Source organism: Glaciimonas soli, from assembly GCF_009497155.1.
GTDB classification, from domain to species: domain Bacteria; phylum Pseudomonadota; class Gammaproteobacteria; order Burkholderiales; family Burkholderiaceae_D; genus Glaciimonas; species Glaciimonas soli.
In genome coordinates, this window is sequence record NZ_WINI01000003.1 from 375,968 (window position 1) to 392,017 (window position 16,050).

13 protein-coding genes are annotated in these 16,050 nt (G+C 49.3%); 5 read left to right on the forward strand and 8 right to left on the reverse strand.

Annotation, left to right across the window (positions count from 1 at the left end):
- Positions 1-123 precede the first annotated feature (123 nt).
- The 3 genes from GEV47_RS07925 to GEV47_RS07935 all read left to right on the forward strand — a co-directional run bounded on the left by GEV47_RS07925 (position 124) and on the right by GEV47_RS07935 (position 3,035).
- Positions 124-1,626, forward strand: a complete 1,503-nt coding sequence (locus tag GEV47_RS07925) for a S41 family peptidase (protein WP_153234191.1) — start codon at positions 124-126, stop codon at positions 1,624-1,626.
- 1 nt (position 1,627) lies between these two features.
- Entirely contained in the window at positions 1,628-2,419 is a 792-nt protein-coding gene (locus tag GEV47_RS07930; protein WP_153234192.1) for a GNAT family N-acetyltransferase, read from the forward strand.
- 175 nt (positions 2,420-2,594) lie between these two features.
- The gene (locus tag GEV47_RS07935) at positions 2,595-3,035 is read left to right on the forward strand and encodes a hypothetical protein (RefSeq protein WP_153234193.1); all 441 of its coding nucleotides are present in this window, start codon (positions 2,595-2,597) and stop codon (positions 3,033-3,035) included.
- Positions 3,036-3,107: 72 nt separating this feature from the next.
- Here the strand turns inward: GEV47_RS07935 and metH are convergent, their stop codons facing one another.
- The 3 genes from metH to rocD all read right to left on the reverse strand — a co-directional run bounded on the left by metH (position 3,108) and on the right by rocD (position 9,257).
- Entirely contained in the window at positions 3,108-6,866 is a 3,759-nt protein-coding gene (metH, locus tag GEV47_RS07940; protein ID WP_153234194.1) for a methionine synthase, read from the reverse strand.
- 286 nt (positions 6,867-7,152) lie between these two features.
- Entirely contained in the window at positions 7,153-7,998 is an 846-nt protein-coding gene (locus GEV47_RS07945; RefSeq protein ID WP_153234195.1) for a dimethylarginine dimethylaminohydrolase family protein, read from the reverse strand.
- Entirely contained in the window at positions 7,995-9,257 is a 1,263-nt protein-coding gene (gene rocD / locus GEV47_RS07950) for an ornithine--oxo-acid transaminase (protein WP_153234196.1), read from the reverse strand. The genes GEV47_RS07945 and rocD overlap by 4 nt, the downstream gene beginning before the upstream one ends.
- Positions 9,258-9,387: 130 nt before the next feature.
- Between rocD and GEV47_RS07955 the strand changes: the two genes are divergently transcribed.
- Both GEV47_RS07955 and GEV47_RS07960 read left to right on the forward strand, forming a co-directional pair.
- On the forward strand, positions 9,388-9,855 hold the full coding sequence (locus tag GEV47_RS07955) for an Lrp/AsnC family transcriptional regulator (protein WP_153234197.1): 468 nt from the start codon (positions 9,388-9,390) through the stop codon (positions 9,853-9,855).
- Positions 9,856-10,360: 505 nt separating this feature from the next.
- A complete protein-coding gene (locus GEV47_RS07960; RefSeq protein WP_153234198.1) occupies positions 10,361-10,978 on the forward strand; it encodes a cysteine hydrolase family protein in 618 nt (205 codons plus the stop codon).
- 21 nt (positions 10,979-10,999) lie between these two features.
- Here the strand turns inward: GEV47_RS07960 and GEV47_RS07965 are convergent, their stop codons facing one another.
- The 5 genes from GEV47_RS07965 to GEV47_RS07985 form a co-directional block, all read right to left on the reverse strand.
- Complete coding sequence (locus GEV47_RS07965) at positions 11,000-11,902, reverse strand: LysR family transcriptional regulator (RefSeq protein ID WP_153234199.1); 903 nt, start codon at positions 11,900-11,902, stop codon at positions 11,000-11,002.
- A 52-nt stretch (positions 11,903-11,954) separates the two neighbouring features.
- A complete protein-coding gene (locus GEV47_RS07970; RefSeq protein ID WP_228124614.1) occupies positions 11,955-12,779 on the reverse strand; it encodes an alpha/beta fold hydrolase in 825 nt (274 codons plus the stop codon).
- Between the two features lie 57 nt (positions 12,780-12,836).
- Positions 12,837-13,805, reverse strand: coding sequence for a prolyl aminopeptidase (gene pip / locus GEV47_RS07975; RefSeq protein WP_194270611.1), 969 nt, complete (start codon positions 13,803-13,805; stop codon positions 12,837-12,839).
- An 88-nt stretch (positions 13,806-13,893) separates the two neighbouring features.
- Positions 13,894-14,589, reverse strand: a complete 696-nt coding sequence (locus GEV47_RS07980) for a Dph6-related ATP pyrophosphatase (RefSeq protein ID WP_153234200.1) — start codon at positions 14,587-14,589, stop codon at positions 13,894-13,896.
- Positions 14,590-14,755: 166 nt separating this feature from the next.
- Entirely contained in the window at positions 14,756-15,904 is a 1,149-nt protein-coding gene (locus tag GEV47_RS07985; protein ID WP_153234201.1) for a nucleoside hydrolase, read from the reverse strand.
- Positions 15,905-16,050 lie beyond the last annotated feature (146 nt).

Consider the following 16,050-nt stretch of genomic DNA (forward strand, 5'->3'; position numbering starts at 1 on the left):
AAGAACATCGCCATTTTTGTATCTAACACTACAATCACTTCAAATGGCAAAAAGTCGGTGTAGTATCTTGTCTGAAATTTTACTTCTCACATCGTTCAGCGCTTTCTAAACAATGAGGAAATAATGGTATCAACAATACGATTCGCAATCCCACGCCGATTACTGATACTGCCACTTCTCATTTTCTCCACAGCTCTTGCCAGCTATCCCGCTCACGCTGATCCAGCCACCATCGATTGGAATGCGGCAGCAAAGCAAGACATCAAATTCGCAGCAGACTCAATTCGCACTAGTCATGCCGGCGCAGTAAGCGGCCAGTTGAATGTCACTGTCCCGCTAGAATCTGGCGTACTCGCGGATACGGTGGAAGCTGAAAAAATACAAACACAGCAAGATTATCGCCGTTTAATGACGCGCTTTATCGCTAGCTTCGGTGATCCGCATACCGGCCTTTACTTGCATCTGACAACACATGCTTGGACTGGTTTGGTAATCGATCGCATAGCCGGTCAATATCGGGTGATCTGGTCTGAGCCTGACTGGCCTACACCGTTGCCACCCAAAAACGCCACGGTGCAAAGTTGCGACGGCGTCTGGATCGGCACATATTTGAAAACGAATGTCGCGCCATTCGTCAATCACAGCACAGAATACCCGACTACTTTCAGCGAGCTTGCCCGTCAAACGATGTTTGACACCGGCCTGGGCTGGACACCAAAACAGTGTGTATTCACGCTGCAGGATCACAGCACTAAGCGTTTCGACTTGCCGCTACGGTCAGTACCGGACAATGTAAGTAAAGAAAGAATAAAGGAAATACGCCAGCAGTACACTGCAAAAGCCAAGCCAGTCGGCCTCTACACGCTGGCCAACGACAGGCACTGGGTCGGCATGCCGGATTTCAACGGTAGCGTCTCTGCTGCCGCCTATGAAAATCTATACAAACAGCTGGCGACGCTGAAAAAATCGGGATGGATTATCTTCGACCTGCGTGGCAATGGCGGCGGTGATTCCAGTTGGGGCACCCGCGCACTGCAAGCTGTGTATGGGACTGAGTACGGAGAAAAACTGGGTAACACCGCCACCTATAGCAAAGCGATGATCGTCAATCAGGCCACCATCAATTTATTCAAGCGCTTTGCCAGCCTGCCTGAATACGCCGCATCGAAAGATGAGTTTGACCATGCGGTGCAAAAACTCGAAGCAGCGCAGCGCGCTGGCGATAAAATGGCCATAGTGGAAGATATGACACCGGCGGATGCAACAACACTCGCGTTGCAAGCCAGCGCTCGGCCGCATGGACCACGGATTGCTGCCGTAATTGACCGCGGATGCTTCAGTTCCTGCATGAACTTTCTGCAACAAATTGAATCGATTTCAGACACCGTTGTGCTAGGTGAACCGACTATCGGTTACTCCCCTTATGGTGAAATCAACGAATTCAATCTGCCAAGTGGCAACGGCGCTATCTATATCCCGTCTGCGGTATATACGTCTTTGCAGGCGACAAGAGAACCGTTTATGCCGGATATTGCCTATCCAGGCAATATCGCTGACGACGACGCGTTGATGAAATGGGTGAACGGAATTCTGACGTCGTTAAAACCCGGTCAGAAAAAACCATAAAATGCATGCATTAGGAATTGCTTCCGAACTGATGTTCCATCGCATCAGTGGAAACGTCAGACGAGACGGCAGTTATACCGTGATTGAAACCAAAAACAATCCTGACTCTTATTCTGGCAATACTTTATTGCTGGCCCGTTCTCCAACATATAAAAATCGCGCTACACTCGAAACGGATTTCGCGTCACTCATCGGCAAACCACCAACTATTCGACACCGCTCTTTCATGTGGCCGCTGGATGATGCTGAAGTATTTGATCCCTCTGCGTTCGTTCAGGATGGTTACGAATATTGCGAAAACATCGTACTGGTAGCAACCAAAGATAACTTGCGTGCTCCGCTGCGGCTTAATCATGAGATAGAAATACGATCATTCTCGTCGGATCAAGACTGGCAGGATCTTGAGTCTATGCAGATTAGAGAAAACGACAATGTCTATCCTGAGGCAGAGTTTCGCAACTATTTAGCAGGGCAGCGGCGCACCTATCAAACGTTAATTGACGCTGATCGAGGCAACTGGTGGGGCGCATATAAAGATGGCAAACAAGTCGCCAGTCTCGGACTGTTCTTTGATGAAAACATCGGACGTTTTCAATCTGTGTTGACGGATGCTGTATATCGCAATCAGGGGATTGCCAGGACTTTGGTGCATCATGTTGCGCAACTAGGATTTGCTGAAGTCGAGCGATTGGTGATGGTGGCTGATCGCAGTCACCATGCTTTGCGGATGTATGAGGAACTTGGGTTTAAGGCGGCTGAGAGATTTGGTACGATGCTTTGGGTATTGAAGTAATTTATCTTTATGTGATGCTGCGATAGGGCATCAATAGCGTAGCGTATTGCGCCGCATGCGACACAAATCAAATTACAGAATATCGAACCATTTGAGTTTTACAAAACATCAGCAATGAAAATGTTCAGCGTGATGAAATCATTCGCCTACTTAATTTCTTTAGAATTACAAAATAATGGACTTAGTTAAAGTTAAACTTGATCGAGTTTTTGATATCGTAAAAATACAAGGTCGTAGTGGCAGACATACACTCTTTAGCTTTGAAAGTAGTGGTGTTAAACACTATGGAATCAGTGTCAGAGATTGGCCAAAAATTGAATCTGGAATGGTAATTTCAGCTCTACTTGAACGAGATGAAGATTGGCAATCAATTTTTGGTTGGGTTGACCATAGCACCGGGGAAGTTTTTAACAGTGAAGGTTATACAGCAGTATTTGTTTGTATTCTTTTATTATTTTTAAGCGTGGTTTCTGCTGGGGCATTTTTGGCCGACTGGAGAGGAAATTGGTTTGCACTCCTGATATCACTCGGACTAATTTATTATGCAATAGTCAACGTGACGAGAGCGTTGAGAGCAAAGAAAATATTGGGCGAATTTGCAGCCACCTTGAAATAAAGCGAACACTTTAAATTTCATACAGTATTGTAATTGATGGGTATCGCAACGCTCTACCCATCCTACCTACCATTACAAATTCGGCGCCAACCACCGCTCTACATCTTCCTTGCTCTCACCCCGTCGCGCCGCCATATCACTGACCTGATCATCGGCAATTTTGCCAACCACAAAATACTTAGATTCAGGATGCGCGAAATAGAAACCGGACACCGCAGCTCCCGGATACATCGCAAAGGATTCAGTCAGTTCCATCCCGATTTCTTCACATTGCATGGTCTTGAACATCTCTGCTTTGACGGTGTGTTCAGGACAGGCAGGATAACCGGGTGCAGGGCGGATACCGAGGTATTCTTCTTTGATCAACGCAGCGTTGGATAGCTCTTCAGTCGGTACATAACCCCACAAATCTTTGCGCACGCGTTCGTGCAGGTATTCGGCGAAGGCTTCGGCTAAACGGTCGGCCAGTGACTTGAGCATGATGGAGGAGTAATCGTCATGCGCATCTTCAAAGCGCTTTTCGTATTTCTCTATGCCGAGGCCAGCAGTCACCGCGAACATGCCAATGTAATCAGCAATGCCGGACGATTTCGGGGCGATAAAATCAGATAGGCATTGGTTCGGGCGTGCCACGCCGTCGACCACTGGTTTGACGGTTTGCTGGCGTGTACCGTAGTAAGTGAAGGCGACTTTGGTGCGCGTGTCATCGGTGTAGATTTCGATGTCGTCGTCGTTGACGGTATTTGCCGGCAGCAGTGCAACCACGCCGTTGGCGGTGAGCCAGCGACCGTCGATGACTTTCTTCAAGAGTGCCTGGCCTTCTTCAAACACTTTGGTGGCGGCTTCACCTACCACTTCATCGGTCAGGATGGCTGGATATGGGCCGGCCAAATCCCAGGTCTGGAAGAATGGTCCCCAGTCAATGTATTTCGCCAATGTAGCCAGATCGACGTTTTTAAAGACGCGACGGCCGATAAATTTTGGTTTGACTGGTGCAAAACTGAGTTGCATTTTGTTGGCGCGCGCTTCGGCCAGACTCAACATCGGCACGGCTTTTTTATTCGCATGTTGTACACGAATACGTTCGTAATCGACTGCGATTTCTTCGATGTAGGCATCGCGACTTTCCGGCGTCAACAACGATTGCGCAACCGATACCGAGCGCGAAGCATCTGGCACGTACACTACCGGGCCTTCATATCCTGGTGCGATTTTTACCGCAGTATGCGCGCGGCTGGTGGTGGCGCCACCAATCAGTAACGGCATTTTGACGCTGCGGAAGTAGGGGTCACGCTGCATTTCTTTGGCGACGTGCGCCATTTCTTCCAGCGACGGCGTGATCAAACCCGAAAGGCCGATGATGTCGGCATTTTCTGCTTTTGCCATCGCCAAAATTTCGGAACACGGCACCATCACGCCCATGTTCACGACTTCAAAGTTATTACATTGCAGGACGACTGAAACGATGTTTTTCCCGATGTCATGTACGTCACCTTTGACGGTAGCGATGACGATTTTGCCTTTCGGTTTGGCGACGATACCGGTACGCTCTTCATCCAGACGTTTTTCTTCTTCGATGAACGGGATCAAATGCGCTACCGCTTGTTTCATCACGCGAGCGGATTTCACTACCTGCGGTAAAAACATTTTCCCTTGGCCGAACAAATCACCGACCACGTTCATGCCATCCATCAACGGACCTTCGATCACATGGATAGGGCGTCCGCCGTTGGCTAGCAATTCCTGACGTGCTTCTTCGGTGTCTTCAACGATCCATTGCGTGATGCCCTGCACCAGCGCGTGCGACAAACGTTGTTGTACGGTGCCGCTGCGCCACTCTAAGGTTTCTTCTTCTTTCTTCGCACCGGCTTTTAAAGTCGAGGCGATTTCGATCATGCGTTCGGTCGCATCTTCACGGCGATTGAGCACCACGTCTTCGACGCGTTCGCGCAATTCGGCTGGCAAGTTGTCATAGACGCCGACCATACCGGCGTTGACAATACCCATGGTCATACCGGCTTTAATCGCGTGATACAGAAATACCGTGTGAATCGCTTCACGTGCGGGATCATTGCCGCGGAAGCTGAAACTCACATTGGAAACACCGCCGCTGATTTTTGCGTATGGCAGATTTTCATGTATCCAGCGCGTGGCGTTGATGAAATCGACTGCGTAATTGTTGTGTTCTTCGATACCAGTGGCGATCGCAAAAATGTTGGGGTCGAAAATAATATCTTCTGGTGGAAAGCCGATTTCTTCCACCAAAATATCGTAAGCACGTTTGCAAATTTCGATCTTGCGCTCGAAGGTATCGGCCTGGCCTTTTTCATCGAAGGCCATGACAATCACTGCTGCACCGTAACGGCGGCAGAGCTTTGCCTGGCGCAAGAATTCCGGCAAGCCTTCTTTCATCGAAATCGAATTGACGATGGCTTTACCTTGCACGCATTTCAAACCCGCTTCAATCACCGACCATTTCGACGAATCGATCATGATAGGCACGCGAGCGATGTCCGGTTCCGATGCAATCAGATTCAAGAAGCGCGTCATCGCCGCCAATGAATCGAGCATCGCTTCATCCATATTGATGTCGATGATTTGCGCGCCGTTTTCAACTTGCTGACGAGCGACAGCCAGAGCTTCGTCGTATTGCTCGTTCAGAATCAAACGTGCAAAGGCTTTGGAACCGGTAACGTTGGTGCGTTCGCCGACATTGACGAACAAGGAAGTATCGTCGATGGTGAATGGTTCCAGACCGGACAAACGCATTTCGTGTGTGGTCTCCGGCACCGTACGCGGCGCGATGCTGGCGACGGTATCGGCAATCGCTTTGATATGTGCTGGTGTGGTACCACAGCAGCCACCGGCGATATTGACAAAACCGCTTTCGGCGAAATCTTTTAACAACGATGACGTCACATCCGGAGTTTCATCAAAACCGGTATCGCTCATCGGGTTAGGCAAACCGGCGTTCGGATAAATACAAACGAAGGTGTCGGCAATTTTCGATAATTCTTCAGCGTACGGCCGCATCAATGCGGCACCCAACGCGCAATTGAGACCGACTGTCAGTGGCTTCGCATGGCGTACTGAATTCCAGAACGCGGGCACAGTTTGTCCGGACAAAATACGACCGGATGCATCCGTGACCGTGCCGGAAATCATGATAGGCAAGCGCAAACCAGATTCTTCAAAGAAGGCGTCAATCGCAAACAGCGCAGCCTTACAGTTGAGCGTGTCGAAAATGGTTTCAACCAGCAGCACATCGGCACCGCCTTCCACCAACGCCCGCGTCTGATCCAGATAGGCGGTGGCGAGTTGATCGAAGGTGACGTTACGCGCCGCCGGATCGTTGACATCTGGTGAGATGGAAGCCGTTTTAGGCGTAGGGCCAAGTGCCCCGGCGACGAAGCGTGGCTTATTCGGGGTTGAGTATTTATCGCAAGCCGCACGTGCTAAACGTGCCGATTGCACGTTCATTTCATACACTAGATGCGCCATCTGATAATCATCTTGCGCTACCGTGGTGGCACCAAAGGTATTGGTTTCGATCAGATCCGCACCGGCAGCCAGATATTGTTCATGCACTTCGCTGATGATGTGCGGTTGTGTAAGGGAGAGTAATTCGTTGTTCCCTTTGACGAACAATTCGCGCTCTGACTCCGCACCTTTAAAATCTATAAAGCGTCCATTGGGGCCGCCGCGATAATCTTCTTCCGTCAGCTTATATTGCTGAATCATGGTTCCCATCGCGCCATCCAGAATCAGGATGCGTTTGGCGAGTAGCTCGCGCAAAATGGTTTCGGTCGAAGAAGTGGCGTTTAGCTTCATGAATATGCCCTGATGTAGTCTGTATGGTGCAGAAAAGACGCAAAAAACCCGGTCGTTGAAAACGCCGGGTTAGTTAAGTGTATTCAAACAACTGTTTAGACTAGGCGTACCGACGAAGGCAGTACGATTGTACGGCTAGGAGGTACAACAACGTATAAACAATTGTTTGACTACACTTATGCGATGTATGCGGGAAATTATACGTTAAATCAAGGACTTGATCAGCGAACAAGTCGGATAGACACCATTCCTTCCGACTTATTCATTGTCTTTCAGCCAATTCCAATTACGCAGCTGCTTTTTTCTCTAATACAGGCTCATTCAGTTTCAAGGTCAGACATTTCGCCGCACCGCCGGCTTTGAGGAATTCAGTCAATGGCGTTTGATGCACGGTGAAGCCGTACATATGCAGCATTTTGACCAATGTTTCAGAGGCGCGATTCAGGAAAATATGGGTTCCGCAATTGACGGTGTTACCGGCAAAATGCAGCGCGTCTTCTTCTTGAATCAAGATACGACGATGAGCTGGTACGCGCTCTTCAATCGCTGCTTGCGAAGCGGCGTCGAAAGCGGCCGGGTAATACATCACGTAACCGCCATCCAATGGACAGAAGCAAGTGTCGAGATGGTAGAAACGTTCGTCCACCAAGCGCAGCGGTTGCACTTCGACATCCAACTGTTCGGCAAGTATCTCTGCGCATTTCAAGTCAGAACGATGACCATGACCAAACCACAACAAATCTTCATGACGATCCAACAAAGCATCGCCGGCGCCTTCAAATGGTAAATCGGCAGGTGTTTTCAATACCGTGTAACCGTTATCCGAAAACCATTTTTCAAAATACTGTTCTTCTTCTTGACGCTCTTTGTGGCGGAATCGTGACAACACCACTTTTTGACCGCGCACAACGCCTGCGTTAGCGGTAAATACCAGATCCGGCACACCACGCTCTGCTGGCATGCAAACGACATTGGCGACCGTGGAAATTTTGTCGACCAGCGCTTGCCATTGTTGATGGGCGATGCTGCGATTACCGTGTGCGATATTTCCCGCCATCCACGGGTTGATGACGTAAGACACCTCGAAATGGTCGGGGGCGCACATCAAGTAAGTGGTGGAAAATGCGGTCATGCATAGCTCCTTTCAGCTGTAGTAGTTTCGGTTGTGGTGGTAAGACGGTTGAAGGCTTGATGAATAATATCGAGCGCAGTATCAATTTCACTGGCGCTAATGGTCAACGGTGGGGCAAAGCGCACCACGGTATCGTGCGTATCTTTAGAGAGTAAGCCAAGTTCCAGTAACATTTCGCAGAATTCGCGCGCGGAAATCACGGCAGGGTCCAGATCCATCCCGATCAACAATCCTTTGCCCCGCACAACGCGTATCGCAGGATGGTTAATCGCACGCAATCCTGCTTGCAAACGTTGTCCCATGCGTTCTGCAGCATCGGCCAAATGGTCATGACGCAGTAGCGTCAGTGCTGCCAGACCTACCGCTGCAGACAAAGGATTACCACCAAATGTGCTGCCATGATCGCCCGGAGTAAATACGCCCATCACCTCTTCAGTGGCAAGGAATGCTGAGACCGGCAACAGGCCGCCGCCGAGCGCTTTACCTAAAATCAAACCATCCGGTTTGATGTTTTCATGATCGCAAGCGAGCAATTTTCCAGTGCGACCGAGGCCGGTTTGTACTTCATCGCAAATCAATAAAACATTGTGGCGCGTGCAAATTTCACGGCAAGCGGCGAGATAGCCATCGGGTGGCACGATGATGCCGCCCTCACCTTGAATCGGCTCTACCAAAAACGCCGCAGTGCGCGGTGTGATGGCAGCTTCCAGTGCAGCAGCATCGCCAAATGGCACAGACACAAAGCCCGGCGCGAATGGGCCAAAACCATCCTTGTATTGCGCTTCCGTGGAGAAGCCGACGATGGTAGTGGTGCGACCGGCAAAATTGCCGATACAAGTAATGATTTCAGCAGTGTTATCGGGGATACCCTTAACTTTATGCCCCCATTTACGGGCGGCTTTCAAGGCGGTTTCGACGGCTTCTGCGCCGCTATTCATCGGCAATGCTTTTGGCATCCCGGTCATCTCGCACAATAATCGCAAAAATGGCGCGAGCTGGTCGCTATAGAACGCCCGTGAAACGATCGCTAATTTTTCTGCCTGATGCGTTAACGCGTGCACTAAAACGGGATTGCTGTGCCCGAAACTGACCGCCGAATAGGCTGACATCATATCGATATAGTGCTTGCCGTATTGATCGGTTAGCCAGACACCTTTGCCGCTGCTGAGCACCACAGGCAAGGGTTCGTAGTTATGTGCGCAATAGCGGTTTTCTAAAGCGATCGTGGGGTTTTGCGTGGGCTTAATGTGCGTGCTCATGATACGTTTGCTCCCGTTTTGATTTAATTTTTTCTGATTACATGATAATCACAATCGATAGAAATATTTGTGCATAATGCAGCATGATTTATAAAAACTATGCACGAATCGTGCGTCAACGAGGTTAAAAATGGAAAAGCTTGATCGTTATGACCAAATTTTGTTGCGAACATTGCAAGTCAGTGGTCGCGCCTCCAATGTGGAGTTGTCGGAGCAAGTCAATTTATCGCCGCCGCAATGCTATCGGCGTGTGCAGCGTCTGGAAAATGAAGGTGTGATCCGCAGTTATACGGCACAAGTCGATCCAGCCAAAATCGGCCTCGGCGTTACGGCATTTGTCAGTTTAAGCATCGCACGGGAACAATTTAAGCAGGTACGCACGCTAGAAAAGGGGATACGCGCGTTCCCGGAAATTTTGGAGTGCTATACGATTTCTGGTGATTTTGATTATTTACTGAAAGTTGTGGCGACTGATTTGAAATCGTTGTCTTCGTTTCTTACGGACAGATTGATGCAGGTGCAGGGGGTGGCTAGCGTTAAGTCTATGGTTTGTCTGGAGGAGATTAAGCCGCCTAGTCCGTTGCCGGTGTTGGATTGAGGCTGCTTATTTGTGTAATGTCGTTCAGCGATCTTAATTAAGTCGCCACTCCGTGGTTCCGGCAATGTCGGGGGTAGCCCGACAGCTACTCACTTTTCTTGCTTCGCCAAGAAAAGTAAGCAAAAGAAGGGTTGGAGCACTGCTCCAACAACAGCCGTTGCCCGCCGTTGGCGGGTTCCCAAAAGTGCGGCTGCTTATTCGGGAGGAAAGACCAACTCGCTGCGCTCAAACATGTCTTCCCTCTTTTTCCGAATAAGCAGCCGCACTTTTGGCAACGTCAGCATCGGGGTACGTCAAAAGCAACAGCCTTGGCGGCGCTGATGTATTTTATAGGGCAACTTCAGGTAAATGGATTTGCTCTTCACTTAACTGCATACGTTATTTGTGCGATTTCCGCACAAATACTGTGTGATTTGTCAGCTGTGCTTCCGACTCTTACATGGTTATGCTGTGTTCATGCTTCATCGCTTCACAGGTAATCAACTTAATCATTAGGAGAATCAGCATGAGCCATCCCACTATCCGCACTATCGTCGGCGCACCTGCGACTACACAATTGGATCCAAATACCACGGCCCTCATCGTCGTTGATATACAAAACGAATATTTCAGTGGGATGCTGCCGATTCCAGATGGCATGACCGTGCTGCGCCAGTCTAATCGCTTGATTGCGCTGGCTGATCGTCACAACATGGCAGTGTTTCATATTCAACATTTCGCGCCTGCTAGCAGTCCAATTTTTGCTGAGGGTTCAGTCATGGCTGAAATACACGCAGATGTACTGCGCAGTCCGCAGCATAGTCTTATCAAAAAAGGTGGGCCGAGCTCTTTCGCTGGCACGCAATTGCACGCGCAATTACAAGCGCGCGGGATTAAAACGTTAATTATTAGTGGTTTGATGACCAACAATTGTATTGCGGCGACTACTTTGGATGGCGCTGGATTGGGTTATCAAAATATTGTTGCCAGTGATGCGAGTGCCACCCGCGATCTGGATGCAGGTAACGGCGAGGTGCTTAACCACAAAGATATTCATCGTGCCATATTGGTGGGATTGTCGGATGCGGCTGCTGAAGTGCGGACTACTGATGACATTCTTGAATTTCGTTTTGCCAGCGCTTAAGCTGGACAACCAAGCAACAAGTTAGTCCCAGCGTGGCTTGCTATACCACTCCACCGCGAAGTCGACGAATGCCCGTACTTTAGGAGACAAATGTCGATTTTGCGGATACAACACAAACAGTTCTTGTGATTTGAGAGTGAATGCAGGCAGCACTTGCACCAAGGTGCCGCGCTGCAAATCCTCGTCGACAATAAAAGATGTCGTGGCGGCGATTCCCAACCCAGCTAAAGCAGCTACACGTAACGCAATACCTGTATTGGCTTGCATGCTGCCTTCCACTGTTACGTGATGATTTGCGCCATCCTGATCTACGAAATTGAATTCATTGAATTTTTGCATCAATGAATAGGTCAGACAGTTGTGTTGGAGCAGATTATCGGGTGTCTGTGGCACGCCATGTCGCTCCAAATATGCTGGTGACGCGACTAGCAAAGTCGCACTGGATGCCAAATGTCTGGCAATTAAATTGGAATCCTCAAGCCTGCGGGTGACACGCAAGGTGACATCGAAACCCTCTTCGATCACATCAACAAATCGGTCATTGCACACCAAATCAACCCGCACTTGCGGATATTGCATGATGAATTTGGGTAACCAGTGCACCAGTTCGCAGGTACCAAATGCCTGTGGCGCGTTGATACGTAATAATCCGGAAGGACGCGCCTGATGTGCTGAAATCGACAATGCTGCATCATCAATCTGATCCAGTATTTGTTTGCAGCGGTCGTAATATTCTTGCCCAGCTTCAGTCAACGCAAAACGACGCGTAGTGCGATTGAGCAGCTGCGCTTTCAATTCTGTTTCCAACTGACGTATCTGACGAGAAACGATGGTGTGCGACTGGTTCAGTTCCGCTGCAGCAGCAGTGAAACTTCCCGATTCCACCACCCGTCTGAATGCGCGCATTGCTGCCAGTTGGTCCATGCTGTTCCCATAAAAAAGAAAAATATGCCTTGAGGCAGTGCCTGATTTTGCATCAGCTAGGTGGCAACTTCCGTATCGCATCCAATACAGTCTGCCAGGCGCTGCTGCGCGGATCTATCAATGCATAATGGCCGGTATCTGGCAAATTAAGCAAACGTGTATTGGGAAAGATTGCATGATAAGCAGTTGCTACTGAGGCTGGTACTTCTTCATCGTCGTTGCCCTGCACTATCGTCACAGCAACAGCAGGCGCGGGCAGTTGCATCGGGTCGACATCTGGACGCTCCTGAGGATCAGCGCCGAGAAAACTCCGAACCGCGCCACCGCCTAGTCGTAATTTATCCGCAAAACGCAAATCCGCTACCGGAGCCAATGCCACAACACCCTGTAATGCTGGCCAAGTACACTTGGCCGCCGCCCACAATACCAGCTGCCCTCCGGCAGAATGACCAATCAATACTATCTTGCCATTGTGATGCTCCACCTTGTTCGGCAAAGTTTGCAATGCGTTGGCGACGTCTTGCAGCGTCACATCGGGCTTGCCGGAGATCCTTCGATATTCCAGTGTCAGCACGGTCCAGCCTGCCGCCGCCAATGCGGCTGACATGGCATCCAGATGCGCGCGGTCATATTCCGGCTTCCAAAAACCACCATGTATTAACACCAACAGCGGCAATGCGTCGCCATGTCGGCCATAGCGAATATCGGCTACCTGATCCGGCTCACTGCCGTAAGCTACGGTCAGATCAGGTGGAGTCGCCTTCAGGCTCAGGATAGATAAATCTTCATCCATAGAGGCTCCAAATACATCAATGTACGGTGTTGCTGCAATCAAAAACACCAACAACACAAACAGAAAAGCTTGTTTCGTTTTCATGATTCCTCCACACACAATGGATGGAATTGAATTGAAAACCTCTATTTTAGAATGCCGTTAAGCCTTGGCAAATCTATCCGTTGCTGAAATCAATTGATGCAAGATGCCAGGCTCACTCACGGAATGACCAGCATCCGGGATCATGTGAAATTCCGCCTCTGGCCATGCTTTATGCAATTCCCAGGCGGTGACCGGTGGGCAAATCACATCGTAGCGACCTTGCACAATCACGGCAGGAATGTTTTTCAGCAAATGCGCATTGTCGATCAATTGATTCGGGGTGAACCACGAATTGTTCATGAAATAATGATTTTCGATGCGTGCCACGGCCAAGGCATGATGCGCTTCGGCGAAGAAATCAACGAACTCTGGATCTGGCAAAAAACTGATCGCGCCACCTTCCCATTCACTCCAGGCTTGTGCTGCTTTGATTTGCACTTCTTGATCTTCGTGATTCAACAAGCGGTGATAAGCGCTCATCAAGTCGCCGCGTTCCGCTTCTGGCACGGGCGCGATATAGCCTTGCCAATTATCGGGAAAAATCAGCGAAGCACCTTCCTGATAGAACCAGTCGATTTCTAATTTGCGGCAAGTGAAAATGCCACGTATCACCAATTCCGTCACGCGTTGCGGATGTGTTTGTGCATAAGCCAGCGCCAACGTGCTACCCCACGAACCGCCAAATACTTGCCAGCGTTCGATGTTAAATTGCTTACGCAATTTTTCGATATCTTCCACCAGATGCCAGGTTGTGTTCGCCTCCAGGCAAGCGTGCGGCGTACTACGACCGCAGCCGCGTTGGTCAAACAAAATAATGTGATACAGCTCCGGATTAAATAAGCGACGATGATTGTCGGAACAACCAGAACCGGGGCCACCATGCAAGAACACCACCGGCTTGCCATCCGGATTACCGCAAGCTTCCCAGTACACACTGTGACCGTCACCGACGTCTAACATGCCGTGTTGGTAGGGAGTGATTTCTGGGTAATATCCGCGCAAGGCATTGGTTGTTGCTGAATTCATCTTTTATTCCTTAAAAATTTATTCCGACCGCGTAATTGTAGTACGGCTGATGAAAATCTCGGTAGGGCGTAAAGCTGTTTATTTATTTTTACACGCACTCACGCAAGGTCTGAAAATAATATAGCGCGCCACCAAGTTCAGGCGGCGATTGGTAATCTTCAATTTGTACGCGCTCAAATGCAACGGGCTGAGCGAAGTTGGGGCCGTCGTAGACAAAAGTGTGAAACTCGCCATTTTCACCGCAAGCGTCTACTGTCTCGGGTAAATCGGCGATAAAGGCAGCGTCGAATTCACGACCGCAAAATTCTTTTGACAGATGTTTGCCATTTACGCAGACAACGACGGCTTTAAATCCCAGTGACAGAAATTCTTGCACCAACTTTAATCTAGCCTCATCCCATAAAGGCAGGGCGACTTGAAGATCGGCTTGCGCACATACTTTTTCTTCCCAATCGCGATGCGCTTGTAAATCGATGTCGCCGAAGATGGCGTGACGAATGCCATCGCCATGTGCTTTACGCAGTGTTTCAATAAATATGGCTTCGTAGGTTTGCCAGCTGGTGTGATAGAAGGTGATTTCTGTTCCTAACGCGACAGCTTGCGCCGCTAACAAGCTTGGTGGCACACCGTGTGAGCGCGCCCGTTGGCCGCTTTCATCCATAGCGGTGATTAAGCGCTGTATGGTCATGCCGCTTTTTTGTGCGCGCCATAAAGCCAGGCAGGAGTCTTTGCCACCGCTCCATGAGACCAAGGCGGTGTCAGATTTTGTTTCAGAATTATTCATACTTATTTATTTTCCTATTACGTACCGGTGTTACACACACTACCGTCATTCCCGCGAACGCGGGAATCCACTTTGCGAACGGCAACGACTAGAGAGATTTGTCCTTTACGTTATTGAGATCGTAACTTGGATCTCCGCGTACGCGAGGATGACGGCGGTGCGACTATCACTGCAATTTAACTGGTACTGGCCGTGTCAGCAAATCGACATAGGCGTCAAAGAAGCGCGCATTATCAAAACGTTGAACCACTGTCACTTTTTGCAATACAACTCCGGCAGGGGAGCCATTTCGATAGCCGACGGAACGGCCATCGTTGGCACCGAAACGCGTATCGACATCCACCCACATCTGCTCTGTTTTAGTCGCATAACTTGGATCCATCAAATACATGATGGTCAGTGTGTCCCAGATGTTGATGGTGTAATGCGGATTCGTTTCAAAACCATTTTTACCATCGAAGCCATAACCAACTAATTGCTTAAACAATTTAGTAACGATGGTTTGCTTATGCGGATCGTTGGCAATCCTGTCGTAGTTTTTCTTATCCAGAATCACGGTGTCCGTGACATCGAGCGGGATCACCACTTGTCGTATCGGTAAACGCAAAACGGTCTGCGCCGCTTCCGGATCAAACCACCAGTTAAATTCAGCCGTCGGCGTGGTATTTCCCTTTACATCTATCGCGCCGCCCATGTATATGATTTGCTTAATTAGCGGGATGATTTCTGGATTTTTATGGACAGCCAACGCCACATTGGTCATCGGACCTATCGCCAGAATGGTGACCTCGTGCGGATATTTTTTGACTGATTCGATAATGAAGTCGACCGCGCCTTTGGATTGCAATTTTGCCGTCGTTGCAAAACCGTCTGGCGGCGCTTTCAGATCACTTTGCGAAGTCGGTTCTGGCGAACTCCATGCACCTAAATAGCCATCTCCACCGGGGAAAAGTGCCTGTTCTTTTTTGATAGTGGCGAAATCGTGGGACAACGCATAATTGGCTCCGCCATACACGCCAATACGATCAGCAACACCTAAACGCTCTACCGATTTGAGTGCATCAGCGACACCTTGTTTTAGCCATTGATTGCCCGATACCACCGTGATGCCCAACACATTGATCTTGCCCTGCGCCTGTAACTGCGCCGCCATCACGCCGAGCTGACCGTCATCGCTCATGGTGTTGTAATCGCTGTCGATAATCACTTTAGGTGCCGTCGCGGTGCGCGCCGTAGCAATGTCAGCGCAACTGGCCAGGCTGACGACAGAAATTATGCAAAACACAATGGAAGATATTTTCTTGATATTTTTCATAAAGCCCCAGATGTTTTTTGTTATTCCATTTGCAATTCTATGTGTAATCAAGTGACATATCCCACTTTTTTTCCTGAGATTCTGGTGCTATGATCACTTCGCGCAAACGTTTGCGCGTTTGTTTTATCCATACACATATGACATGC